General features: G+C 71.6%; 21 protein-coding genes. 12 read left to right on the top strand and 9 right to left on the bottom strand.

Annotated features, from left to right (window positions below; genetic code table 11):
• Window positions 1-38 precede the first annotated feature (38 nt).
• Window positions 39-2171 carry a chromosomal replication initiator protein DnaA gene (gene dnaA, locus DFJ69_RS13440; RefSeq protein WP_116022793.1) on the bottom strand — a complete coding sequence of 711 codons (2133 nt, stop codon included), beginning with the start codon at window positions 2169-2171 and terminating at the stop codon, window positions 39-41.
• Window positions 2172-2764: 593 nt separating this feature from the next.
• On the opposite strand from dnaA, the gene rpmH reads away from it, so the two are divergent.
• The 5 genes from rpmH (at window position 2765) to DFJ69_RS13415 (ending at window position 5311) form a co-directional block, all read left to right on the top strand.
• Complete coding sequence (rpmH, locus tag DFJ69_RS13435) at window positions 2765-2902, top strand: 50S ribosomal protein L34 (RefSeq protein WP_116022792.1); 138 nt, start codon at window positions 2765-2767, stop codon at window positions 2900-2902.
• Between the two features lie 14 nt (window positions 2903-2916).
• Window positions 2917-3333 (top strand): ribonuclease P protein component, encoded by a 417-nt coding sequence (rnpA, locus tag DFJ69_RS13430; protein WP_116022791.1) that lies wholly within the window; start codon window positions 2917-2919, stop codon window positions 3331-3333.
• A gap of 17 nt (window positions 3334-3350) precedes the next feature.
• Window positions 3351-3716, top strand: coding sequence for a membrane protein insertion efficiency factor YidD (gene yidD, locus DFJ69_RS13425; RefSeq protein WP_116022790.1), 366 nt, complete (start codon window positions 3351-3353; stop codon window positions 3714-3716).
• Window positions 3709-4725 (top strand): membrane protein insertase YidC, encoded by a 1017-nt coding sequence (gene yidC, locus DFJ69_RS13420; RefSeq protein ID WP_116022789.1) that lies wholly within the window; start codon window positions 3709-3711, stop codon window positions 4723-4725. Before yidD ends, yidC begins: the two co-directional genes overlap by 8 nt.
• Before the next feature lie 100 nt (window positions 4726-4825).
• The gene (locus DFJ69_RS13415) at window positions 4826-5311 is read left to right on the top strand and encodes a Jag family protein (RefSeq protein ID WP_116022788.1); all 486 of its coding nucleotides are present in this window, start codon (window positions 4826-4828) and stop codon (window positions 5309-5311) included.
• Window positions 5312-5814: 503 nt separating this feature from the next.
• On the opposite strand, the gene DFJ69_RS13410 is transcribed toward DFJ69_RS13415, so the two are convergent.
• Complete coding sequence (locus DFJ69_RS13410) at window positions 5815-6282, bottom strand: DUF6458 family protein (RefSeq protein ID WP_116022787.1); 468 nt, start codon at window positions 6280-6282, stop codon at window positions 5815-5817.
• Between the two features lie 177 nt (window positions 6283-6459).
• On the opposite strand from DFJ69_RS13410, the gene rsmG reads away from it, so the two are divergent.
• The 3 genes from rsmG (at window position 6460) to DFJ69_RS13390 (ending at window position 9933) form a co-directional block, all read left to right on the top strand.
• Window positions 6460-7131, top strand: a complete 672-nt coding sequence (gene rsmG, locus DFJ69_RS13405) for a 16S rRNA (guanine(527)-N(7))-methyltransferase RsmG (RefSeq protein WP_116022786.1) — start codon at window positions 6460-6462, stop codon at window positions 7129-7131.
• A gap of 983 nt (window positions 7132-8114) precedes the next feature.
• On the top strand, window positions 8115-8969 hold the full coding sequence (locus tag DFJ69_RS13395; RefSeq protein WP_425453332.1) for a ParA family protein: 855 nt from the start codon (window positions 8115-8117) through the stop codon (window positions 8967-8969).
• Window positions 8970-8991: 22 nt separating this feature from the next.
• Window positions 8992-9933: a ParB/RepB/Spo0J family partition protein gene (locus DFJ69_RS13390; RefSeq protein WP_116022783.1), complete on the top strand. Its 942-nt coding sequence runs from the start codon at window positions 8992-8994 to the stop codon at window positions 9931-9933.
• A 1010-nt stretch (window positions 9934-10943) separates the two neighbouring features.
• Here DFJ69_RS13390 and DFJ69_RS13385 read toward each other — a convergent pair.
• Entirely contained in the window at window positions 10944-11891 is a 948-nt protein-coding gene (locus DFJ69_RS13385) for a D-alanine--D-alanine ligase family protein (RefSeq protein ID WP_116026609.1), read from the bottom strand.
• A gap of 40 nt (window positions 11892-11931) precedes the next feature.
• Window positions 11932-13164 carry an aminotransferase-like domain-containing protein gene (locus DFJ69_RS13380; protein ID WP_116026608.1) on the bottom strand — a complete coding sequence of 411 codons (1233 nt, stop codon included), beginning with the start codon at window positions 13162-13164 and terminating at the stop codon, window positions 11932-11934.
• 349 nt (window positions 13165-13513) lie between these two features.
• Here DFJ69_RS13380 and DFJ69_RS13375 point away from each other — a divergent pair, with 349 nt between their 5' ends.
• From DFJ69_RS13375 to DFJ69_RS13365, 3 genes are all read left to right on the top strand, one after another.
• Window positions 13514-14131, top strand: a complete 618-nt coding sequence (locus DFJ69_RS13375; protein ID WP_116022782.1) for a GNAT family N-acetyltransferase — start codon at window positions 13514-13516, stop codon at window positions 14129-14131.
• A gap of 331 nt (window positions 14132-14462) precedes the next feature.
• The gene (locus DFJ69_RS13370) at window positions 14463-14708 is read left to right on the top strand and encodes a hypothetical protein (protein WP_116022781.1); all 246 of its coding nucleotides are present in this window, start codon (window positions 14463-14465) and stop codon (window positions 14706-14708) included.
• Window positions 14705-15124, top strand: coding sequence for a PIN domain-containing protein (locus tag DFJ69_RS13365; RefSeq protein WP_116022780.1), 420 nt, complete (start codon window positions 14705-14707; stop codon window positions 15122-15124). Before DFJ69_RS13370 ends, DFJ69_RS13365 begins: the two co-directional genes overlap by 4 nt.
• 130 nt (window positions 15125-15254) lie before the next feature.
• Here the strand turns inward: DFJ69_RS13365 and trxB are convergent, their stop codons facing one another.
• Entirely contained in the window at window positions 15255-16211 is a 957-nt protein-coding gene (gene trxB / locus DFJ69_RS13360; protein WP_116022779.1) for a thioredoxin-disulfide reductase, read from the bottom strand.
• 183 nt (window positions 16212-16394) lie between these two features.
• Here trxB and DFJ69_RS13355 point away from each other — a divergent pair, with 183 nt between their 5' ends.
• Complete coding sequence (locus DFJ69_RS13355; RefSeq protein WP_211328612.1) at window positions 16395-16964, top strand: dienelactone hydrolase family protein; 570 nt, start codon at window positions 16395-16397, stop codon at window positions 16962-16964.
• A 54-nt stretch (window positions 16965-17018) separates the two neighbouring features.
• Here DFJ69_RS13355 and DFJ69_RS13350 read toward each other — a convergent pair whose 3' ends face one another.
• The 4 genes from DFJ69_RS13350 to murJ all read right to left on the bottom strand — a co-directional run bounded on the left by DFJ69_RS13350 (window position 17019) and on the right by murJ (window position 22098).
• Complete coding sequence (locus tag DFJ69_RS13350; protein ID WP_116022778.1) at window positions 17019-17762, bottom strand: anti-sigma factor; 744 nt, start codon at window positions 17760-17762, stop codon at window positions 17019-17021.
• The gene (sigM, locus tag DFJ69_RS13345) at window positions 17759-18388 is read right to left on the bottom strand and encodes an RNA polymerase sigma factor SigM (RefSeq protein WP_245974322.1); all 630 of its coding nucleotides are present in this window, start codon (window positions 18386-18388) and stop codon (window positions 17759-17761) included. The genes DFJ69_RS13350 and sigM overlap by 4 nt, the downstream gene beginning before the upstream one ends.
• A gap of 190 nt (window positions 18389-18578) precedes the next feature.
• Window positions 18579-20189 carry an AMP-binding protein gene (locus DFJ69_RS13340; RefSeq protein ID WP_116022776.1) on the bottom strand — a complete coding sequence of 537 codons (1611 nt, stop codon included), beginning with the start codon at window positions 20187-20189 and terminating at the stop codon, window positions 18579-18581.
• A gap of 196 nt (window positions 20190-20385) precedes the next feature.
• Window positions 20386-22098, bottom strand: a complete 1713-nt coding sequence (murJ, locus tag DFJ69_RS13335; protein WP_245974320.1) for a murein biosynthesis integral membrane protein MurJ — start codon at window positions 22096-22098, stop codon at window positions 20386-20388.
• Window positions 22099-23100: the final 1002 nt, after the last annotated feature.

Here is a 23100-nt window from a genome sequence, read left to right as displayed (position 1 = left end):
TCCGCCTCGAGGCGGGCGGGGTCCGCCCGGCGAGCGTGTCAGCGCTTGCGGGCCTGGTGCTTGATGCGCCCGGTCAGCTCGGTGACCTGGTTGTAGATGGCGCGGCGCTCGGCCATCAGCGATCGGATCTTGCGCTCGGCGTGCATCACCGTGGTGTGGTCGCGACCGCCGAACTGGGCGCCGATCTTGGGCAGCGACAGGTCGGTCAGCTCCCGGCACAGGTACATCGCGATCTGCCGGGCGGTCACCAGCATCCGGGACCGGGAGGGCCCGCACAGGTCCTCGATCGTGGTGCCGAAGTACTCCACCGTCTGCGCCATGATCATCGGTGCGGTGATCTCGGGACCGGTGTCGTTGGGGATCAGGTCCTTGAGGACGTGCTCGGCCAGCTTCATGTCGACCGACTGCCGCTGCAGGCTGGCGAACGCGGTGACCCTGATCAGGGCCCCCTCCAGCTCCCGGATGTTGGTGGCGATCTGCGAGGCGATGAACTCCAGCACGTCCGGCGGCGCGGCCAGGCCCTCCTGCCGGGCCTTCTTCTGCAGGATCGCGATCCGGGTCTCCAGCTCCGGCGGCTGCACGTCGGTGGTCAGCCCCCACTCGAACCGGTTGCGCAGCCGATCCTCCAGCGTCACCAGTTCTTTGGGCGGCCGATCACTGGAGATCACGATCTGCTTGCTCGCGTTGTGCAGGGTGTTGAACGTGTGGAAGAACTCCTCCTGCGTCTGTTCCTTCCCCTCCAGGAACTGGATGTCGTCGACGAGGAGAATGTCCACATCCCGGTAACGACGCCGGAATCCGTCCGCCTTGCCGTCGCGGATGGCGTTGATGAAGTCGTTGGTGAACTCCTCGGAGCTCACATAACGGACCCGCGCCCCGTTGAACAGGCTCTGCGCGTAATGACCGATCGCGTGCAGCAGGTGCGTCTTGCCCAGCCCCGAGTCCCCGTAGATGAACAGCGGGTTGTACGCCTTGGCCGGCTGCTCGGCCACGGCCACGGCGGCGGCGTGCGCGAACCGGTTGGACGAGCCGATGACGAACGTCTCGAACGTGTACTTCGGGTTCAGCCGGGCGTGCTCACCGGTCTTGGGCTCGGTCTGCCGCCCCCGCTGCTGCCATGTGGGCTCCGCCTCGGCGCCGTCTCCTGGACGGTCGGTGCGGTTGTCCACAGGACGGTCGAGGCGTCCCTGGGCCGGTGCGGAATCGCCGACACCCTGCCCGTACTGCGCGCCGGGCCGACCCGGGTGGCCGGGCCTGCCGTCATTGAACGCGTCGTCGAACGGCCGCTGGCCGGGACGGTGCCCGGGGCCCTGGTCGTCGGGAGGGTGCCGTTCCTCCGCCGGCATCCGCCGCTCGGGGAGCGGCGGGCCCTCAGCCGTCCCGCGACCGCCGCCCGCCTCCGGGAACGATCGGGACTCGTCGTGCAGGCCCCCGTGCCGGTCCTGCCGGTCGTGCCGCTCGTGTCGATCGTGGCGGGACCCGGGCTCGCCGGCGCGTTGGGTGTCGTCGTTGAACCCGTCGTACCGGTCGTCGTACCGATCCTCGTAGCGCCCCGTGCGGCCCCACGGCGGGTCTTCGCCGTCGTCGCCGGGGCTCTCCGGACCACGGTGGCGGCCGACCGCCCCCTCGTCGCGGCCCGGGATGCCGGGGTGACGCGCGTCATAGCCGCCCTGCTGTGAAGGGAACGGACGGCCGGGGGAGTGACCTCCGTCATAGGCGCGCTCGTCGTGTCCGTTGTCGCGGGTCCACGGGTAGCCCTGACCCGGCCCGGGGTAGCCGTCGTCCGGATATCCACCGCCGCCCCCGGGATGGGGGGCGGGGCTGTGGATAACTCCTTGGCGCGGCTGTCCTCCATAGGGTGCCGAGGGCTCCTGCGCCCGGTCCGGGGGCATTTGTTCCGGCATCCCCTGAGGGGGTTCCGGTTGGACCGTCACGGCCACCCGGATCTCGCGGCCGATCTCATGGGAGAGGGCCTGCGTGATGAGCGAGCGCAGCCGGGTCTCCAAGGCGTCCTTGGCGAACTCGTTCGGCGCGGCCAACAGCGCGGTGCCCTCTACCAGGGCGAGCGGCCTCACCAAAGGCAGCCAGGCGCGGTAACTGGGGGGGAGGTCGCCGTCGGAGAGGGCGGCGAGGGTACGGGACCAAACCGACGCAAGGTCACGACCGTCCATACGCAACATCCCTCCCCTAACTCCGTCAACCAGAGTCCCAAAAGCAGGACTCCCGCCACAGGGGACTTACTCTCTCACGCGTCATCCACAGAGTTGTCCACACCTTGTGCACAACCGTGGGCGTGGGTGTGTAAAACTCCGCCGGGCGACTGGTTCCGTGGGGAGGGTTGCTGGCCGAAGGTCGATCGCGGGGCCGGTGTCGAGGACCCGTCCGGGGTCCGGAGCGGAGAAACCTCGTCGGGCGAACGTAGTGCGTGCCGACGGGTGCCTGCAACACCGGGAGCGGTGCCCGCCGTCCGTCCCCCGGACGCCGGGCCGCTCGTTCCCCCAAGAGTAGGGGGCCGCCGGCCCCGCCGCCTCGGTTTGACCGAACAGGCGGCCTGCCCGTAACGTTCTACGGTCGAGTCGTATCGACGGCGCTCACGCGTGCCCGTCCACACTCTCCTGGGCCGAAGGCCCGGTCGGCGAGTGCAGACGGGCCCCCGCTGCGGGGGACCGAACGCGGCCCCCGATGCGACCGATCCGCCAGATCGACCGCAGGCACCGACGTCCTGACGGGCTTCCACGACCGCAGCACCGCACTGGAGTCTCGAGTGAGCAAGCGTACTTACCAGCCGAACAACCGCCGCCGCCACAAGAAGCACGGCTTCCGGCTGCGCATGCGCACCCGCGCCGGCCGTGCCATCCTTTCGTCGCGGCGCCGTAAGGGCCGCGCCAGCATCGCGGTCTGACCCAAGCCCCTTCCATGCTGCCCTCCGGTCATCGGATGCGGCGGCGGGACGAGTTCACGTTGACCGTCCGGCGCGGACGCCGCGCCGGACGGCCTCATGTCGTCGTTCACCTGCTGCGCCGGAATGACTCAGCCGAAGGCGCCACCGCCGTGCCCGTTTCGGAACGGTCGGCGGGCGGCGCCCGTTCCGACGTGGAGGGCGCAGGGACCCCCCGGGCCGGCTTCATCGTCGGCCGCAACGTCGGCAACGCCGTCGTCCGCAACAAGGTGCGCCGCCGTCTGCGGCACCTCGTGGCGCGGGATCTCGACCGGCTCCCGCCGGGTAGCCTGCTTGTGGTACGCGCCAACCCGGCCGCGGCGTCGGCGCGCCATGACGAGCTGGCCGCGGATCTGGAGTCGGCGCTCGACCGGCTGCTGCGGCGACGGGCCTAGGGGGTGCGCCGGCGGACATGACCACGGACTCAGGGGGCACGCCCCCCGAACCGGCGGCACGGATCTCTCCGGCCGCCCGCCCGCTGGTGCTCATCGTCCGGGGCTACCGGCGCTTCCTCAGCCCGCTGCTGGGTCAGCAGTGCCGCTTCCAGCCCACCTGCAGCGCCTATTCCCTCGAGGCCCTGCACGTGCACGGGGCGCTCCGCGGGACCTGGCTCACGGCCCGGCGGATCAGCCGGTGCCACCCCTTCCATCGCGGCGGGTACGACCCGGTGCCACCCCGCGTGCCGCCCCTCGAGGGCGAACCCGACCGCCATGAGATGGCAGGCCGCAAGCCGAGCGGCCCCCCCATTGGAGAGCCCAAGGAGCTGCCCGGTGCTTGATTGGCTGTACGAACTCGTCGCCCAGCTCATCATCTGGATCCACAGTGGGCTGAGCACCGTGGTCGACCCCGACAGCGGTTGGGCCTGGGCCGGCTCCATCTTCCTGTTGACGGTCTTCCTGCGGCTGCTGATGGTCCCGCTCTTCGTGAAGCAGATCCACGCCTCGCGGAAGATGCAGGAGCTGAACCCCAAGGTCCAGGCGCTGCGCAAGAAGTACAAGAACGACAAGCAGCGCCTCAACCAGGAGGTCATGAAGCTCTACCAGGAGAACGGGGCCAACCCGCTGTCGGGCTGTCTTCCCCTCCTGGTGCAGATGCCGGTGTTCATCGGCCTCTTCCAGGTGTTGAACGGGATCGCCAAGGCCAAGGAGGGCCAGTCCAAGTTCGGCATGTCCTCCGACCTGATCCACAGCGCCCAGCACGCCGACATCCTGGGCGCCAAGATCCCGGACACCTTCCTCAACGCCTGGGGCGAGAACCCCAAGGTGTGGACCGCCATCCTGGTCACCGGCATCGCGGTGCTGGTCAGCTCGACCACCACGTTCTTCACCGTGCGGTCCAGCATGAAGCGCCAGCCGGTCATGGACGAGAACAACCCGATGGCCGCGGCCCAGAAGATGATGGTCGTGCTGGCCCCGGTGTTCGGCCTGTTCGGTCTGGGCTTCCCGCTGGGCGTGCTGCTGTACTGGGTGACCTCCAACACCTGGACCCTCGCCCAGCAGCACTACATCTACTCCAAGTACCCGCCCGTGAACGCGGCCGCCGGCGCGGACGCCAAGGGCGCGCCGGGCAAGGGCACCCCGTCCAAGGGCGGTCCGCCGGCCAAGGGCAAGGGCGCGACCAAGATCGCCTCGTCCGCCTCGGGCGGCGCCAAGGCCAAGGCCAAGCCCAAGAAGGACCCCGCCGACGACGACGTCGACACCCCGGAGTCGGAGTCCACGCCCAAGGCGGTCCGCCAGCAGCCGACCCGCAAGCCGCGCAGCAAGCGCAGCGGGTCCCCCAAACGCTAGATTCGGCGGCGGGGGACGTCCCGACCCTCGCCGCCGCATCCCGGCGCCCGCCGCACCCGGCGGCAGGGCGTCATCGCTACCGTCGACGAAGGAGAACCCGTTGAGCCAGACCGACGCCACCGAGGTCGACGTCCAGGCGCTCGAGCAGGAGGGCGAGATCGCCGCCGACTACATCGAGGGCCTGCTCGACATCGGTGACTTCGACGGCGACATCGACATGGACGTCGAGGGCGAGCGCGCCATGGTCGCGGTGGTCGGCGCCGACCTGGACGAGCTGGTCGGCAAGCGCGGCGAGGTCCTGGAGGCCCTGCAGGAGCTCACCCGGCTGGCCGTCCACCGTCAGACCGGCAACCGCACCCGGCTGATGCTGGATGTCGGCGGCTACCGCGAACGCCGCCGCGCCGAGCTGACCAAGCTGGGCGAGGACGTCGCCGCCGAGGTGCGCCGCAGCGGCGAGCCCAAGCCCCTCGCGCCGATGACCCCGTTCGAGCGCAAGATCGTCCACGACGCGGTCGCCGCCGCCGGGCTCACCAGCGAGTCCGAGGGCGAGGAGCCCGAGCGCTTCGTGGTCGTCCTCCCCGCCTGACCTCCCGGCCCCTTCGCGGGGCCACCCACCTTCCGATCGCCGGGTCGCCTCGAACGACCCGGCGATTCGCATGTCCCGGACCGAGCCGTTCACCTCGCCCCGCACCCGGTCACGGCTGTGGCGGAACGGGGTCGTGGTCGGCTCGTCCTGCCCTCGGTGCTCGCGTGTGAGTGCGTGGACGAAGTTGATGGCGGCGACGACGGCGCCCTTGAGCTCGTCGTGCCTTCGGTGCTCGCGTGTGAGTGCGTGGGGCGATCGCCTTGCCCGTGTCTCGGCGGGGTGATGGGGTTCGGTCGCGGTCGTGCGGGTCCTTGGGTGTTCTCGATGTTCGGTACGGCATGCCCTGGGCGGGTGTTCGCCTCTCGGCACCCGGAAGGACGTCGTCGGCGGCACCCGCCCCGGGCCGGTCGGTGGGCGCGGGTGCGGGCGGCTTCGTCCGTGGTGTCGCGGTGCTCCCGGGGTGTCTGTGTCGTGTTCGGGTTGATGATGTGCTCGATGCCCGTTCAGAGGCGTTCCGGGCGGGTGCGGGTGTGGCCCTCCTGGAAGTGGCGGCCGGGCTGGGGCGCGCGGCCATCGCCGTGGGGCTGCGGTGTCGCCTGTGTGCCCTCGTGGGGCTCGCGCGCCAAGGGGGCCGAACGGGGCGGCCGGGTGGGCGCGGCGGCGGGGTCGGCGTGGCCGGCCGGGTCGGTGTGCACGTGCGGCGGGATCGGCTGGTCGACGGTGGGCGGCTCGGGGGCGGGGGCGGACTCCTCGGGGTGGACGAGGTAGACGGGCTCCTCGTCGGCGATCTCGGCGATCTCGCCCCGGCGGCGTGGCCTGGTGTAGACGAAGGTGAAGATCATGCTCGCGGCGCCGACCAGGATGAGAATCCAGCCGACCATTTGGATGTTCACCCCGCTCAGGTCGACGTTCAGGGCGAACGCGAGGATCGCGCCGATCGCGATGAAGGTGAGGCTGGCTCCGAATCCCATCGGCGGAGTTCCTTCCGGGGGGTCGGGGCGCCGGTCGCTCGCCCCGGCGCCCGGAGAAAGGGTGTCGGTCAGGTGCTACCCGGTGGACGGTAAATATGCGTGACATCGCCCACCGGCTCGCGCCGTCCGCAGGTGCCTGTGTGCGCGCCGCACGTTGTTTATGGAACGATTCGTACGGTGGGGGATCCAAGGTCGGCACCGGCGGAGGCACGGCAGATCTTCGGTGACGCGCTGCCCGTCGCGGAGCGCTTCGCCGAGTTCCTGGCCGATGCCGGGGTGGTGCGCGGCCTGATCGGCCCGCGCGAGGCCGACCGGCTCTGGGAACGGCACCTGCTCAACTGCGCGGTGCTGTCCGAGGCGGTGCCCGAGTCGTCCACCGTCATCGACATCGGCTCCGGTGCGGGCCTGCCGGGCCTGGTGCTGGCGATCGTCCGTCCCGATCTGTCGATCACGCTGCTCGAACCGCTGCTGCGCCGCACCACCTTCCTCAGCGAGGCCGTCGATCTCCTGAAACTCGCCAACGTCGAGGTCCGCCGCGCCCGGGCGGAAGAGGTCGCCCGCGACTACGAGGCCGACGTGGTCACCGCACGCGCGGTGGCCCCGCTGGAGCGCCTGGTGACCTGGGCGCTGCCACTGCTGCGCCCCGGCGGCGAACTCCTGGCCCTCAAGGGCGAACGCGCCGCACAGGAGCTCGACGAGGCCGCGCCGGTTCTGCAGCGTTTTGGTGTCCGGACGGCCGAACTGCGTCGGCTGGGGCAGGGTAGGGTCGAGCCGCCGACGACGATTGTTCGCGTGGTCGCCGAACGGACGCCGCGCCGCGCGAAGGGGTCGAGGAAGAGGTCTTCATGACGACGGGACCAGGACTGGGCTGGCCGGCCGAGACCGGCGCCCCCTCGCCGAACGATCCCGCCGGACTGGGCTGGCCGGCCGACGACTCGCCTCACCTCCCCCTGGACGCCCCCTCTCGGGTGCCGTCCGCGTCCCCGTACGACACCACCGCCCGAACGACCACGGCCACGCCGGCGATCTCCCTGCCTTCACCGGCCGCAGTCCCCTCGCCCTCAAGGACGCCGCGCGTCCCGGAGCCGTCGACGGGCGCTGGTGCTTCCGGAGCGTCATCGGTCACTTCGACCTCGGCGGTGCCGGTGCCCGCACCGGCTCGTGCTCCTGGAACGTCTGCGGTCTCCGGTGGTGGTTCGGCTGCGGGAGCGGCCGGGATGTCGGGGGACCTTGGGTCGGTCGGTGTTCCTGATGCCGCCTCGGCCGTTCCCGTCGCCTTCGTGCCCGGTGCCGGCGGTGGGGCGGCGGATGGCGTCGGTTCGGTTCCGGGGTCCGGTGCCGTTCCCGTTCCCGTTCCCCAGGTCACGTTCACGGCGCCGGTCAGCGGCGCGTCGGATCCCGCGACGACCGGGGGGATCGGGTCGCCGCCGGCGGCCGGGGTCGCTGCGGCCGGCGGTGTCCCGTCGGGTACGGGCGCGGGGCCGGTGGGCTCCGGAGGCTCGGACGGGGCGGCGGGAGCCGGGGGAGTAGCTGGAGCCGCTTCGACGGGTGGAGGGCGTTCGATGCCGACCGAGACCGATGGCACGGAGTCGTCCGGACAGGGCGGAGCCGAGGGGGGCGCGGGCGCGCCCTCGGGGCATGCCTCGTGGGGAGCGACGACCTCCGGGACTGCTGAGACCGGCTACGTGCCGACCACCGCCGGCGGGGGAGCGGGTACGTCGCCGGGGCGTCGGGGGTCCTCCCGTCGGCCTGCGGCGCAGGCCGACTCGGAGTTGGTGCGCGAGGCCCTGCAGAACGCGCCTGTTTCACGGGAAACATCGCCGGCGACCCCCGTGGCCGAGGCGGCCCGGGCGGCGCTGCGGGCGACGTCGGGCCGGGGCGAGCAGCAGTGGCCCGCGCCGCCCGACTGCCGGGTGATCACGATCGCCAACCAGAAGGGCGGCGTCGGCAAGACCACCACGTCGGTGAACCTGGCGGCCTCGCTCGCCATGCACGGACTTCAGGTGCTGGTCGTCGACCTCGACCCCCAGGGCAACGCGTCGACCGCGTTGGGCATCGACCACCATGCCGACGTCCCGTCGATCTACGACGTGCTGATCGAGGACCGGCCGCTGGCCGACATCGTGGTCGCCGCGCCCGACATCCCCAACCTCTACTGTGCTCCGGCGACCCTGCACCTGGCGGGGGCCGAGATCGAGCTGGTCTCCAAGGTGGCCCGCGAGTCCCGACTGCGTCGGGCGCTGGACGGCTATGACAAGGAACGGTTCGACTACGTCCTGATCGACTGCCCCCCGTCGTTGGGCCTGCTGACGGTGAACGCGTTGGTCGGGGCGGAGGAGCTGCTGATCCCGATCCAGTGCGAGTACTACGCGCTGGAGGGCCTGGGGCAGCTCCTGCGGACCGTCGACCTCGTCAAGTCGCACCTCAACCCGATCCTCGAGGTGACCACGATCCTGTTGACGATGTACGACGCGCGCACCCGGCTGGCCGCCCAGGTGGCCGACGAGGTCCGGGAGCACTTCGGGAACGTCGTGCTGGGCACGGTGATCCCGCGCAGCGTCCGCGTCTCCGAGGCGCCGAGCTACGGCCAGTCGGTCATGACGTACGACCCCGGTTCCAGTGGCGCGCTCGCCTACAGTGAGGCGGCATCGGAGCTGGCCCATCGCGGCGCGGAGGAGAGCAGATGAACCACGAGACGGCGGTGACGAGGTGACGCAGCAGCGGCGCGGCCTGGGCAAGGGGCTCGGCGCCCTCATCCCCACGGGCCCGTCCCACGGCTCGTCCGGCGGAATGATGGGCAGGGACGGCACGGCGCTCTCCGACATGGAGCCGGTGGCCGGGGCCCATTTCGCCGAGCTGCCGCTGTCGACCATCACGCCCAACCCGCGTCAGCCCCGCAGCCACTTCGATGAGGACGCCCTCGACGAGCTGGCCGAGTCCATCAAGATCGTGGGCCTGCTCCAGCCGGTCGTGGTCCGGCGCACCACCCCGGACCGCTACGAGCTCATCATGGGCGAACGCCGCTGGCGCGCCTCCCAGCGGGCCGGTCTGGAGGCCATCCCGGCGATCGTCCGCGACACCGGGGACGACGACCTGCTCCGTGACGCCCTCATGGAGAACCTCCACCGCCAGCAGCTCAACCCGCTGGAGGAGGCCGCCGCCTACCAGCAACTGCTGGAGGACTTCGGCGCCACCCACGAGCAGCTCGCGACGCGGATCGGACGCTCCCGTCCCCACATCTCCAACACCCTGCGCCTGCTGAACCTGCCGCCCGCCGTACAGCGCCGCGTCGCCGCCGGAGTCCTCTCCGCCGGCCACGCCCGCGCCCTGCTCTCGCTCGACACCCTGGAATCCCAGGAACAGCTCGCCCAGCGCATCGTCGCCGAGGGCCTCTCCGTCCGCGCGGTCGAGGAGATCATCGCCTTGCGCGACGTGGAGGACCCCCCCAAGGCCCCCCGGCAGGGCCGCAAGAAGCCGGTCGCCCCGGCCCTCCGCCAACTCGCCGACCGCCTCTCCGACCGCTACGAGACCAAGGTCCGCGTCGACCTCGGCCGCAGCAAGGGGAAGATCGTCGTAGAGTTCGCCACCCTCGAGGACCTCGACCGCATCATCAAGACCATGGCCCCCGACGAGCCGGGTGTCCACGACTGATCCGCACATCCCGGCACCGCCGGACCCTGTGCCCTTCTGGTCCCACGCCGTGAGCCCCTGGCCGCACCATCGCGTCGGCCTCATCGACACGACGGCCCGACGAGCCGTGACCCGGGACTGATCCGCACGTCCCGGGAGCGCCGGACCCTGTGCCCTTCTGGTCCCACGCCGTGAGCCCCTGGCCGCACCATCGCGTCGGCCTCATCGACACGACGGCCCGACGAGCCGTGACCCGGGACTGATCCGCACGTCCCGGGAGCGCCGGACCCTGTGCCCTTCTGGTCCCACGCCGTGAGCTCCCGGCCACACCATCCGGTCGGCTTCATCGACACGAACGGCCCGACGAGCCGTGACCCGGGGCTGAAGCCGGCACCGCCAGAACGAACGGCGTGACCGCTTGGCCGGCGTCCTCCGACGTGCGTCATGGCCGCTTTCACGAGCCCCTGGCCGCAGCAACCCGTCCCCTCATCGACGCGGAGGCTGCCGATGAGCCGCGTGTCCGGGACACGCTCACACCCGCCAGATCGAACATCGTCCCCGGCCGCCCGCCGGTGGCGGATCGGTGGGTGTTCGTTTCCGTAGGCCCAGGGAGGCCTACGTCGTCACCCTTGCCGCCAAGGCGGGGTACAGCAGTCGGCTGCGCCGAGTCGGAGGCGATGGTCGAACCCTCCCTGGCGGAGGGCGGTTGTTCGGGATACCGGCCCTAGGTAGACCTGAGGCGGTCCTCATCGTTGAGGAGTGGATGCGCTGCCTTCTGCATGCCCTACTTCAGGCGCGTGGCTGCCGCTTTGGACGAGACTCGCGCCGAGCCGTTCATTCTTCGCCGGCTCACCGACCTTGAAGCACCGAAGGCACAGGCGGGCGGGCCACCCCATCCGACGAGTGATGACTCGGGCCGATCGTTCGGTCGGTCAGATGCGTCCGTCGGGAGGGGGCGCCTTCTGGGTGGTGGGCCGTTCCCGGTCAGCGTTCCAAGGGAGAGCCGGCCGGCGGGAGAGGGCGGCGATGTTTCACGGGAAACGGCGGCGGGTGATGAGGGCGCGGAGGGTGGGGCCCAGGCTGAGGCCGGCGGCGGTGAGGGCGCGGGGGAAGAGGCTGGTCTCGGTCATTCCGGGGGCGACGTTGACCTCAAGGAAGTGGGGCCGGCCGTCGGGGCTGACGATGAGGTCCGTGCGGGATAGGTCGCGGAGCCCCAGGGCGCGGTGGGCGGTGAGGGCGGCGGTGGCGGCCTGTCGGGCGGCTTCGGCGGGGATGCGGGCCGGGGTGACGAACTCGGTGTCGCCGGCGTCGTAGCGGGCCGTGTAGTCGTACAGAGGCCCGGCGGGGACGATCTCGACGGCGGGGAGGGCGGTGGGCTCGCCGTCGTGCTCGATGACGCTCACGGCGATCTCGGTGCCCTGGACGTGCCGTTCGATGAGGGCCGTGTCGCCGTACGCGAAGCAGCCGACCATGGCGGCGGGGAGGTCGGCGGCCTCGTGGACGATGGAGACGCCCAGGGCGGAGCCGCCGCGGGCGGGCTTGACGACGAGGGGGAGGCCCAGCCGGGACACCACACGGTCGAGGAGGGCCACCGCGCCCAGGTCGTGGAAGACCTCCTTGGGGAGGGTGACCGAGGGCGGGGTGGCGAGGCCGGCGGCGCGGACGATCGACTTGGCGGTGGGCTTGTCCCAGGCGACGCGGCAGGCGTCCGGGCCGGCGCCGACGTACGGGACGTCCAGGAGGTCGAGCACGTCGCGGATGGCGCCGTCCTCTCCCATGCTGCCGTGCAGGACGGGGAGGACGGCGTCCGGGGGAGCGGACCGGAGGCTGTCGAGGAGGGAGGCGTCGGCGTCCCGGAGTTCGACGTCCAGATCGAGGGCGCGGAGGGCGTCCGTCACCCGGCGGCCCGATCGCAGCGAGACCTCACGCTCGTACGACAGGCCGCCGGCGAGGACGATGATGTGGCCGAGTTCCTGGATGCTCTGGTCGGCCAACGCCGTTCCCTCCGATGGTTCAGGTTCAGGCCGTGTCGGGGCCCGGGGTGTGCACGCCGGGCCGTTCCGGCGCGCTGCTCGTACCGAAAGTGTCGCGCAGCTCGATCTCGCGCTCGATCACCGTGGCCAGCCGGCGTACGCCCTCGCGGATCCGGTCGGGCTCGGGATAGCAGTACGACAGGCGCATGTGCCGCCGCCCGTGACCGCCCGCGTAGAAGCCGGTGCCTGGAACGTACGCCACCCGGTTGGCGATCGCGCGCGGGGCCATCGCCTTGGAGTCCAGCCCCTCGGGGAGGGTGAGCCACACGAAGAAGCCGCCGGCGGGCCGTGTCCACGAGGTGCCCTCGGGCATCGTCGCCGCCAGCGCGTCCAGCATCGTGTCGCGCCGGTCGCGGTACATCTCGCGGAACGACTTGATCTGCTCCATCCACGGCTGCGTCGTCAGGTACTCGCGGACGGCGAACTGACTGAAGCTGGAGTGGCTCAGGATCGCCGACTCGGCCGCCAGCACCAGCTTGGCGCGCACCGCGTGCGGGGCCAGCGCCCAGCCGATCCGGAAGCCCGGCGCGAACGTCTTGGAGAACGAGCCGAGATAGATCACGTTGTCGGGGTCGTCCGCGCGCAGCGCCCGCATCGGCTCCCCGTCGAAGCCCAGCAGCCCGTACGGGTTGTCCTCGATGACCAGCACCCCGTACGAGGCGCAGACGGCGAGGATCTCGGCGCGGCGGGACGCGGTGAGGGTGACGCCGGCCGGATTCTGGAAGGTGGGGATCGTGTAGAGGAACTTGACCCGCCGCCCGTCCCGGCGCAGCGTCTCCAGCGTCTCGCGGAGCGCGGCGGGGTCGAGGCCGTGCTCGTCCAGCGCGACCTGGACGACGTCCGCCTGGTACATGGCGAACGTGCCGAGTGCGCCGACGTACGACGGGGCCTCCGCGAGCACCACGTCGCCCGGGTCGACGAAGATCCGGGTGAGGAGGTCGAGGGCCTGCTGCGAGCCGACGGTGACGATCACGTCGTCGGGAGAGCCCTGAACGCCCTCCATGGCCATCACGTCGCAGATCCGCGCCCGCAGGTCCGGGTCGCCCTGGGCGGAGGCGTACTGGAGGGCCTCGGCGCCACGCCGCTGCGTCAGGTCGCCGAGCATGTCGCCGACGATGTCGAGGGGCAGGGCGGCGACGTACGGCATGCCGCCCGCCAGCGAGACCACCTCGGGCCGGGAGGCGACGGCGAACAGCGCCCGGATCTCGGAGGCCACCATCCCCGCGGCGCGGGCGGCGTAGCGGTCGGAGTAGGGGTCTGTACGCGTGTGCTGGTGCACGGTTACCTCCGGAGCCAGGGACCACGATGCAAACTACGCGATCGTGCGTCCGTGCGTGGACGTGGGCCCCGGCACGAGCCGTCCATCCGATCTTTCCGTCGGCGACGGGTCGGTGCCCGTTCGCCGGAGGCCCCGTCCGATACGATGCCGGAAGGGAGCGGCGGGTTGCCGGCAATCCGCCTGAACGGATGCCCGTGATCCGGGGCCCTGGGGCGCGGCGTCGTGGCCGTACCCGGCTCAGGCAGGCCCGTGGACGGGCGCGGTAACGAGCACCAGGGGGTGCCGGGCGGTGTCGCGTCGGCTCGTCAGCATCACGCTGGACAATCTGGACGATCTGCCGCGCAGATGCCGCGGCTGCGTCTTCTGGGAGCTGGACCCGGTCGGCGGCGAGCGCGCGGCCGAGGCGGGCGATCCCGCCCTGGAGAAGGAGGCGTGGATCTCCTCCACCCTGTTGGAGTGGGGGAGCTGCGGCAAGATCGTTTACGTGGACGGGGTGCCCGCCGGGTTCGTCCTGTACGCACCGCCGCTCTACGTGCCCCGCTCGGTGGCCTTCCCGACGAGCCCGGTGAGCGCGGACGCGGTCCTGTTGACGACCGCTCACGTGCTGCCCGAGTTCTCCGGCGGCGGCTTGGGCCGGATGCTCGTCCAGGGCGTCGCGAAGGATCTCGTCCGCCGAGGTGTCAAGGCGATCGAGGCGTTCGGCGACCTGAAGGGCGAGGAGGGCGGCTGTCTGGTGCCGGCCGACTATCTGCTCTCGGTGGGCTTCAAGACCGTTCGGCCCCACCATCGCTTCCCACGCCTGCGGCTGGAGCTCAAGTCGGCCCTGTCGTGGCGCGAGGACGTCGAGGTGGCCTTGGAACGGCTCCTGGGCTCCATGTCCCCTGAGGGCGCTCTCCGACCCGTCTGAGGCGATGTGAGGCGAGGGGCCTCGGTTTCCCAACGACCGCCGTCGCAGATCGCCGAGCAGCGCAACGGCGGGGAGCGCAACGCCGTGGAGCCGTACGGCAGCGGGTCGAGTTGCGGCGAGCCGGACGGTGGCGAGGGGAGTGGATCGCCGGGGTGGAGTGGCTGCGGGGATTCGGGTGTGGTGTGGGGTCCGAAAAGGGTGTTCGGGACTTTCCCGGCACCGGTCCGAGGGTGGAACTCCGGTTTTTGGCACCGGTCTGAGCGTTGATCTCAGCCCTTTGTGGCGAACGGATGCCATACAGAACACCCCCACACGCCATACACTCGTGGGCATGGCCAAGGAGAAGATCACCATCACCGTCGATCCCGAGGTCGTCGCGCAGGCGCGTGCCGAAGTGGCGGCGGGACGGGCCACGAGCGTCTCCGCGTACATCGCCGAGGCGACCGTCCAGCGGACGGTGCGCGAGCGACGGGCGCGCGATCTCCTGGACGACTGGGGGCCGTTCAGTGATCATGAACTCGACTTCGCCCGCGCCCTGCTGGACGGCGAGCAGCGTACCGAGCGCGCCGCCTCGTGACCGAACCCTCACGGCTTCCCACCGGACTGTCCGGACGCGTCCTCGACACCCCCGCCATCATCGACCTGGCCACCGGCCGCACCCGCTACATGCGCGCGGTCGCCTACATGGCGGTCCTCAACGGCGACACCCTGGCCGTTCCCGCCGCCGCCCTCGCGCAGGCGGCCGGGATGGTCCCGGCCGGCGGTGACCGCGACCATCTCACCCGCGCCATCATGGGCGAGGTCGTCATCGTGATCCCCATGACGCCCCGGGACGCGGTCGACATCGGCGAGCTGGGAGCCAAGCACCGCCTCGGCGTGGCCGCCGCGCACGTCGCGCACACGGCATCGACGCGCCGCTGGCCCATCCTGACCCGGAACGAGGACGCCCACATCTGGCGCGACCTCGGCTTCAACGTCGACGTCCTGCCCTGAACGGCGCACCCCGGCGGCCGACGTTTCACGGAAAACATCCGCTCGGTAGCGCACCGTTCCCGAAGGCGATGAAGAACACCCGGCGCCCCAGGGGGACGGCCGGGTGTTCGAGGAACGGCGGGACGAGCGATCAGACCGGCTGGTGGGTCAGCTCGGCGGCGCCCTGGTCGGCGAGCCAGCGCTCGGCGTCGATGGCGGCCGAGCATCCGCTGCCCGCCGCGGTGATGGCCTGGCGGTAGATGTGGTCGACCACGTCACCGGAGGCGAACACGCCGGGGATCTTGGTACGGGTGGTCGGGGCGTCGACCAGCAGATAGCCGTCCTTGTCCAGGTCGAGCTGGTCCTTGAACAGCTCACTGCGCGGGTCGTGCCCGATGGCGATGAACAGGCCCGTGGCCTCCAGGGTGGACTCCTCGCCGGTCTTCAGGTTGCGGAGGAGGACGCCGTTGACCCGGTCCTCGCCGAGGACGTCCACGACCTCGGTGTCCCAGACGAAGCGGATCTTCTCGTTCGCGAACGCGCGGTCCTGCATGATCTTGCTGGCGCGCAGCTCGTCCCGACGGTGCACCACGGTGACCGTCTTGCCGAACTTGGTGAGGAAGAGGGCCTCCTCCATGGCGGTGTCGCCGCCACCGACCACGACGATGTGCTGGTCGCGGAAGAAGAAGCCGTCGCAGGTGGCGCACCAGGAGACGCCCCGACCCGAAAGGCGCTTCTCGTTCGTCAGGCCCAGCTCGCGGTAGCCGGAGCCGGTGGCGATGATGACGGACTTGGCCAGGTACGTGTCGTCACCGACCTTGACGACCTTGGGGGTGGCGTTCAGATCGACCTCGGTGACGTCGTCCGCGATCAGCTCGGCACCGAACCGCTCGGCCTGCTTGCGCAGGTTGTCCATCAGGTCGGGGCCCATGATGCCGTCGGGGAAGCCGGGGAAGTTCTCCACGTCGGTGGTGTTCATCAGGGCGCCGCCGGCGGTGACCGAGCCCTCGAAGACCAGCGGTTTGAGGTCGGCCCGCGCCGCGTAGATCGAGGCCGTGTAGCCCGCCGGACCCGAGCCGATGATGATGACGTTGCGGACGTCGCTCACGTGTGCGCCTTTCATTCCCATGCGTCGGTCGGTTTCGGGCCGCCGCCGTGCGGCGAGGCCTCGGGGTGACCCGGTTCGCCAGTGGCGTCAACCGATCCTAGGCCCCGGGGATTCCCCCGCGTGCCGCACGCCCCCATGGTGGGAGGATGTCATCGTTTTCCTCGAGCGAAAAGGGGCCGGAAGGTGTCGCGAATCCTGCTGCTGCACTCCATGTACGGGCTCCGCCCGGCCGTGCACGCGGCGGCGGAACGCCTGCGGACGGCGGGGCACGAGGTCCACGTCCCCGACCTGTACGCGGGCCGAACGGCCGACGACCCGGAGGCCGCCGAGGCCGTTCGCGAGGAGATCGGCCGCGACGAACTCCTCCGCCGCGCCGTCGCCGCCGCGGCCCCCCACTCCGACCAGGGCCTCGTCTACGCCGGCTTCTCGCTCGGCGGCGCCCTCGCCCAGAACCTCGCGCTGGCCGACGAACGCGCCCGCGGCCTGGTCCTCCTGCACGGCACCTCCGACGTGGCCGACGACGCGACCACCGAGATCCCCGTCCAGCTCCACGTCGCCGACCCCGACCCGTACGAGACCGACGACTGGCTGAACGCCTGGTACCTCCGCATGCGCCGCGCCGGCGCCGACGTCGAGGTCTACCGCTACCGGGGCGCCGGCCACCTCTACACCGACCCCGACCTGACCGACCACGACCCCGACGCCTCCGAACGCACCTGGAACATCGTCGAGTCCTTCCTCGCCGACCTCTGACCCCGCCCAAGGCACACCGAACGACGTACGCGTCACGCCGGCGGCGAGGGGTGCTCAGGGGGCCGGAACGGTGATCTCGTTGATGAGGTCGGGGACGTCCGTGGAGCAGGCGGGGCCGGCCACCACGACGCGCCAGCGGGAGCCGGTGGACGGGATGACGATCACCGTGGCCTCACGGCTCTCGTAGTCGGCCGTGTCGACCAGGACCGGCTTGGCCCCGTGGGTGTGGTGCCGGACGCAGCCGGCCACGCGGGGCTCGGCGGCGGACTCCCGGCCGGGGAGCGATGAGGCCCGGGCCACCACGTCGGTGACCTGGTCTTTCAAGGCGTCGGCGCGGTAGTGGGTGCCGCTGGACACCGTGGTGAACGACATGGCCGCGTTCAGTCGCGGGTTGTCGCCGGCCGGGGCCTGGGTGTGCATGCCGTCGTTGCCGTTCAGCGAACCGCCGAGCAGTTCGGTGCCGACGAGGGCGCCGCCGCCGAGGGCCACCACGGTGACCGCGGCGGCGGAGAAGACCCGCAGGTGCCGTCTCCCGCGCCGGTGCTCCAGACTCGCGACCGTGGCGACGGCCATCGACTCGGCCCGGAGGGCCTCCTCGATGCGTGCCGCCAGGTGGGCGGGCATGGGCGGTGCGGGAACGTCCGCCAGGATCCGGGAGACGTCGGCCACCTCGGCAGACAGCTTCCGGCATGCGGCGCAATCGTCGAGATGCGCGTTGGCGGAGGCGGCTTCATCGTCGTCGAGCAGGCCCTCGGCCAGGTCGGCCAGGGCCTCGTGGTCCAGGTGTGCGGGGTTCACTTGGGCCGGCCACCTCCTTCCGTGTCCGTACCTTCGACGTTTCCGCGTGCCTGACGGTTCCTGAGATGTGCGAGACGGGGGGCGAGACGGGCACGGCCGCGGGCGCAGCGGCTCTTGATGGTGCCGGCGGGCACGTCCAGGAACTCGGCGGCGTCATCGACGGCATACCCCATCATGTCCACCAGGACCAGCGCCGCCCGCTGCTCGTACGGCAGCTCGTTGAGCGCGGCGGTGACGTCCAGCAGCGTCCCGTGTCCGTCGGTGGGGTCGGGCAGCCTGGGCGCCAGCGCGTCCATCTTGTCGGTGTCGCCCATCGGGGTGGCGGGCCTGATCGACTTGCGGCGCAGCCGGTCCAGGCAGGCGTTCACCACGATGCGGTGCAGCCAGGTGGTGACGGCCGCGTCGCCGCGAAACCGTCCCGCCGCGCGGAACGCGGACAGGAAGGCGTCCTGCAGCGCGTCGGCGGCCTCCTCGGGGTCGCCCAGGGTGCGCACGGCGACGGCCCACATCCGGTCCCGGTGCCGGGTGACCAACTGGCCGAACGCGTGCGGATCGCCCTCTGCGTGCCGGGACATCAGCTCCTTGTCGGAGAACTCGTCCACGGGCGACGCGCTCACGGACGCCACGACAGGGCGCCCTCGTTCTCGGTAGCGGCTGGCGGAGTTCGCACCACGGTTCCAGGGGGGAGGGGGACAAGTCTGCTGACAGGCACGATACAGACTCGAGGGGTCACAGGTCATAACCCGTCAAAGGGTCGGGCGTTTCGTCACAAAACCGTTCGCGAAAGGTGTGCGACGGCGACAGGCCGGGCCCGGCTCAGTTCCGCGAGCCGTAGACCGTGACCTCGCTGATCTGGGCCTTGTTGGTGGGCGGCAGCTCGGAGAACCACAGCATGACGTACCGGCCGCGCACGACCTGGCCCGGATTGATCTGGAAGGTGCCGGACGAGGTCCGACGGTCGTCGATCTTCTGCATCAGGTCCCGGGAGTCCTGGTCGCCGACCCGGACCTCCAGCGCGCCGCCGGCGCCGCCGCCCGGCACGTTGAGCACGATCCGGTCGATGGTGACCGGCCCGCCCATGTCCAGGACGACGCCGAGGCCGCGCAGCAGCCGCCCGAAGTCCGGGGAGTTGTACGTCTGCGAACTCCAGACCGTGCCGTCCTTGCCATCGTGGATCGCGCCGCTGGTACGCACGATGGTCTCGTCGGGGTGTTGGCCGATGCGGTTCTGGTAGGTGCCGCGGGCGGCCGAGATCGGGAGCTTGCGCGCCGTCGGACGCTGGGTGGTGTCGGTGACCGGCGGCTTCGTTCGCCCGGTCGTCCCCCCGGGGTCGTCGCCACCGCCGCCGCCCAGCGCCCACGCGCTGACGCCGACGATCACGGTGGCGGCGGCCGCCGCGAGGGCCAGCAGCGGACGGTTCAACCCGGAACGGCCGCCCTCGGCGCCCACGCGTCGGCCGGCGAGCGTCGGACCCGCCGGAGGGCCGCCGTACCCGGGAGGCGCGTGCTGAGAACGCGCCGGCGGCGGCGGCTCGGCCCGTGCGGTCGTCGAAACGGGTGTCGTACGCGTCTGGGGCGGGTGCGCGGGGCGCGTCGGACGGGACGGCCTCGGCACCACCGCGGGCGGCGGACCCACGGCGGGCCCGGCGAACAACGGCAGCGGAGTGCGCGGCACGCCCTTCAGCGCGGCGGCCAACTCGGCGGGCGTGGCCAGGGGCTCCTGCCCGTTCGGCAGGGCCAGGCCCAGCGCCCGGCAGATGATCGCGTCGAGCGCGGGCGGGACCCCGGCCTGGACCTGACGCGCGGCCCGCGGGGCCCCGTCGGCCTCGGGCGCGGCGGGCAGGGAACTGGAGGCCGGATCGCCCGGCCAGTGCGCGGTGACCGAGGCGTAGAGCATCCGGCCCAGCGCCCGAACGTCCTGGAGCGCGTCGTCGTCGGTGTGCACGTCGGCGAGGACGGCGTCGACCCCGACGCCGAGCAGTTTGACCGTGCCGCCGTTCGTCCACAGCAGGTCGCGGGGGGTCAGCCGCAGATGGGCGAGCCCGGCGGTGTGCGCGGCGGTGATGGCCTCGGCGGCCTCGTACAGCAGGGTGGCGGCGCGCCCTGGCTCCAGCGGCGCGCGCCGGAGCATGTCCTCCAGGCTCTCGCCGGCCGCCCACTCGCTGACCACGTACGCCTGTTCGCCGCTGTCGTCGGCGTCGAAGACCTGGGTGAGCCGGGGGTCGGTGAGGCGGCTGGCGGCCCGGGCCGCGGTGACGACCTCGGTGATGCGGGGGAAGTCCGTGTCGAAGGTCCGCACGGCGACGGCACGCGCCAGGATCTCGTCGATGGCCTTCCACAGCGTGGAACCGCCGGAGTCGCTGACCCGCTCCTCGAGTCGGTACCGGCCCGACAGACGGGTACCGGGTTCGATGATGACATTGCTCACGGCAACGTCCTGCGCAAGTGGTCGAGTCCCATTATCGTGGCGCGGCAGCTTACGCCTCCGACCCTCCTCTTTGCGTTCCGCAGGGTGTCGCCCGGCAAGCCGTAGTCTCCAACATGGTAGTGGTTGCCCGGTTCGCAAGGACGCCTAATCGTGGCGCGTCCCGCGTTCCGGTCGGAATTCGTGCCGCTTGCGCCGGTCAGCCTCTGCCCGGGAGCCGCCGCGCGACGGTGCTCACCATGGTCTGCACCTCTGCGACCTTCAGCAGCCTCGCCACCACCACGTACAGGGCCACGCCCCCCGCGCTCGCGACCACCAGGGCCGTCAGCGAGGGCAGGAACCCCGGATCGAACGTCCGGTCCACCAGCCACTGCGTCCCGTACGCGAACCCGACCAGCGGCACGACGGCCACCAGCAGCTTCAGATGGGCCGTCACGATCCGCCGCCCGTCCAGACCGCCCAGCTTACGGCGCAGCACCGTCCAGCAGACCAGCAGCCCGACCGTGTTGGCGACCGCGAACCCGCCCGCGACGCCGATGGCGATCTGGTCGGCCGGCAGCACGTTGTACATGGTGACGGTCATGGCGACGTTGGCCCCGACCGTGGCGAACGCGATCAGCGCCGGGGTGCGGGTGTCGCTGTGCGCGTAGAAGACCCGCAGCATCAACTGGTACGCCGCGAACGGCACCAGCGCGATCGCGAACATCTGCATGATGTTGGCGATGACCAGCCCGGACTCGCGGTCGATCTCGCCGTGCTCCAGCGCCACGCCGATGATCTCCGGCCCGAGCACCACCATCAGGGCCGCCGCCGGGAGGATGACCACCGACGACAGCCGCAGCCCGGACGAGAAGTCGTCCCGCACCAGCGAGGTCTTCCCCTCGGCGGCGTGCTCGCTCATCCGGGGCAGCAGCGCGGTGATCACCGTGACCCCGATGATCGCGTACGGCAGTTGGAAGAGCTGGTACGCGTACGTGTACGGGCTGTACCCGTGCCCGGGGGCCTGCTCGCCGGCGCTGTTGAGCAGCGACGTCGACACCGCGAACCCGATCTGCGTCAGGATCACGTACGTCATCGTCCAGCCCGCCAGCCTGCCGATCTGCCCCAGCTCGCCGCGCTGGAAGTCGAACCGGGGCCGCCACCGGAACCCGGACCCGCGCAGCGACGGCCACAGCGCCAGCGTCTGCAGCGCGATCCCGCCGATGGTGCCCGCCGCCAGCAGCGCGACCTCGCCGCCGCTGATCGTCTCCGGGGTGACCGTGCCGGTCGTCACCAGGATGAACGCGATGCCGGTGCAGCAGATGACGATGTTGTTGAGCACCGGGGCCCACCCCGGCGCGGCGAACCGCTGCCGGGTGTTGAGGATCGCCCCGCAGAACGCGCTCATTCCCAAGAAGAAGATCTGCACCGCGAACAGCCGGGCGAACAGCACCGCGAGATCGCGTTTGTCCCCGGAGAACCCGCGCCCGTAGATGTAGTCGATGAACACCGGGCCGAGCAGCACGGCCCCCACCGTGATCAGCGCCAGCCCGCACACCGCCAGGGTGAACAGCCGCTGCTCGAACCGGACGCCGTACTCGGGATCGCGCTCCTTGGCCCGCACGATCAGCGGCACTACGACCGCCGTCAGGATGCCGCCGAGCAGCAGGTCGTACACGATCACGGGAATCGTGTTGGCGGTGTTGTAGGCGTCGCCCAGCGCCGCCGTGCCCAACGCCGCCCCCAGGACTGCGGTGCGCAGGAACCCGGTGAGCCGCGACGCCAACGTCCCCAGGGCCATCAACGCCCCGGAGCGCAGCAGGCTGGACCCACCCCGCCCGCCCTTGCCCTCCTCGGGCACGGTGGGCTGCTCGACCAGTGACGCCTCCGCTGGGGGGATCTCCGGACGCGGCACCCCCGGCGGCTCACCCAAGGCGGGCGCGCCGCCTCCGGGCGGAACACTGGATGGAACGTGCCCTGGGGCCGCTCCCATGGGGTGCCCACCCGGGTGACGAGGGCCTACAGGGGAACCGCCGTAAGGCTCTCCGTACGGGGAGGGCGTTCCCGGCCCGGGATGCGATCCAGGCGGCACGCCACCCCCTTGACCTCCGCCGGGCGATTGTCCTTGAGCACTCATGGCTCGCCGTCCCGGGGCTCCGCCGAGGGGCCGTCCCGGTGCCTCATGGCCTGCAGGGCCTCCGACACCGGGCCCGGGAGGGTAGCCCGCGTCACCTCGGGCCCCGGAGGGCCCGCCGGCCGGTCGGCCTGGTGCCTCGTGGTGAGCGCCCTCACCGGGAAGGGACCTGGGCGGAAGCCCTACGTCGCCTCGGGTACTGCCGGGGCCGGGTGGCTCGTGGGCTGGGCGGTCTTCCGGAACGGCTCTGGGCGGGTGGCCTGGTGTTGCGCCGTGCTGTTGGCCTTGGGATCCGCCGGGTGCCTCGTAGGGGGCGGGGCCTCCGGGAGCGGGCCTGGGGATTGCGCCATGTTGTGGGCCTTGGCCGCCGGAGGGTCCGCCTGATGACTCGTGGGCTGCGCGGACTTCTGGGATGGCTCTGGGTGGGTGGCCTTGTGTCGCGCCGTGCGGCTGGCCTTGGGATCCGCCGGGTCCGCCGTAGGGTGCGGGGCCTCCGGGGGCGGGCCTGCGCGGGTGGCCCGTGTCGCTTCCGGTGCCGGCCGGGCGGCCGGGTGTCTCGTATGGGGTGCCCTCGGAAGCGGGCGTGAGTGGGTGGCCTGGCCTTCCGCCATGTGGCCGGCCCTGAGCGTCGGCGGGGCGGGCCGGGGCCTCGCCGTATGGGTGGCCTGGCGTATCGATGGGTCGCCGGCCCGGCTCATAGGGGGCGGCGTCTCCCGGAACGGGCCTGGGTGGATGGCCCGGCGTGCCTCCGGGCGGCATGTGGGGGGTGCTGCTCGGAGCGGGCCTGGTTGGGTGGCCCGG

It is taken from the genome of Thermomonospora umbrina (assembly GCF_003386555.1).
Taxonomy (GTDB): Bacteria; Actinomycetota; Actinomycetes; order Streptosporangiales; family Streptosporangiaceae; genus Thermomonospora; species Thermomonospora umbrina.
The sequence above is the reverse complement of the archived record's forward strand: the minus strand, read 5'-3'. Positions and strand labels throughout refer to the sequence as shown.

Bases quoted from the DNA above. Each gene is read 5' to 3' on its own strand.
- DFJ69_RS13380 (WP_116026608.1), bottom strand. From the start codon at position 13,164: ATGGTGGCCTCCGAGATCCGGGCGCTGTTCGCCGTCGCCTCCCGGCCC.
- DFJ69_RS13370 (WP_116022781.1), top strand. From the start codon at position 14,463: ATGGCCAAGGAGAAGATCACCATCACCGTCGATCCCGAGGTCGTCGCG.
- DFJ69_RS13410 (WP_116022787.1), bottom strand. From the start codon at position 6,282: ATGGGATTCGGAGCCAGCCTCACCTTCATCGCGATCGGCGCGATCCTC.
- dnaA (WP_116022793.1), bottom strand. From the start codon at position 2,171: ATGGACGGTCGTGACCTTGCGTCGGTTTGGTCCCGTACCCTCGCCGCC.
- yidD (WP_116022790.1), top strand. From the start codon at position 3,351: ATGACCACGGACTCAGGGGGCACGCCCCCCGAACCGGCGGCACGGATC.
- rnpA (WP_116022791.1), top strand. From the start codon at position 2,917: ATGCTGCCCTCCGGTCATCGGATGCGGCGGCGGGACGAGTTCACGTTG.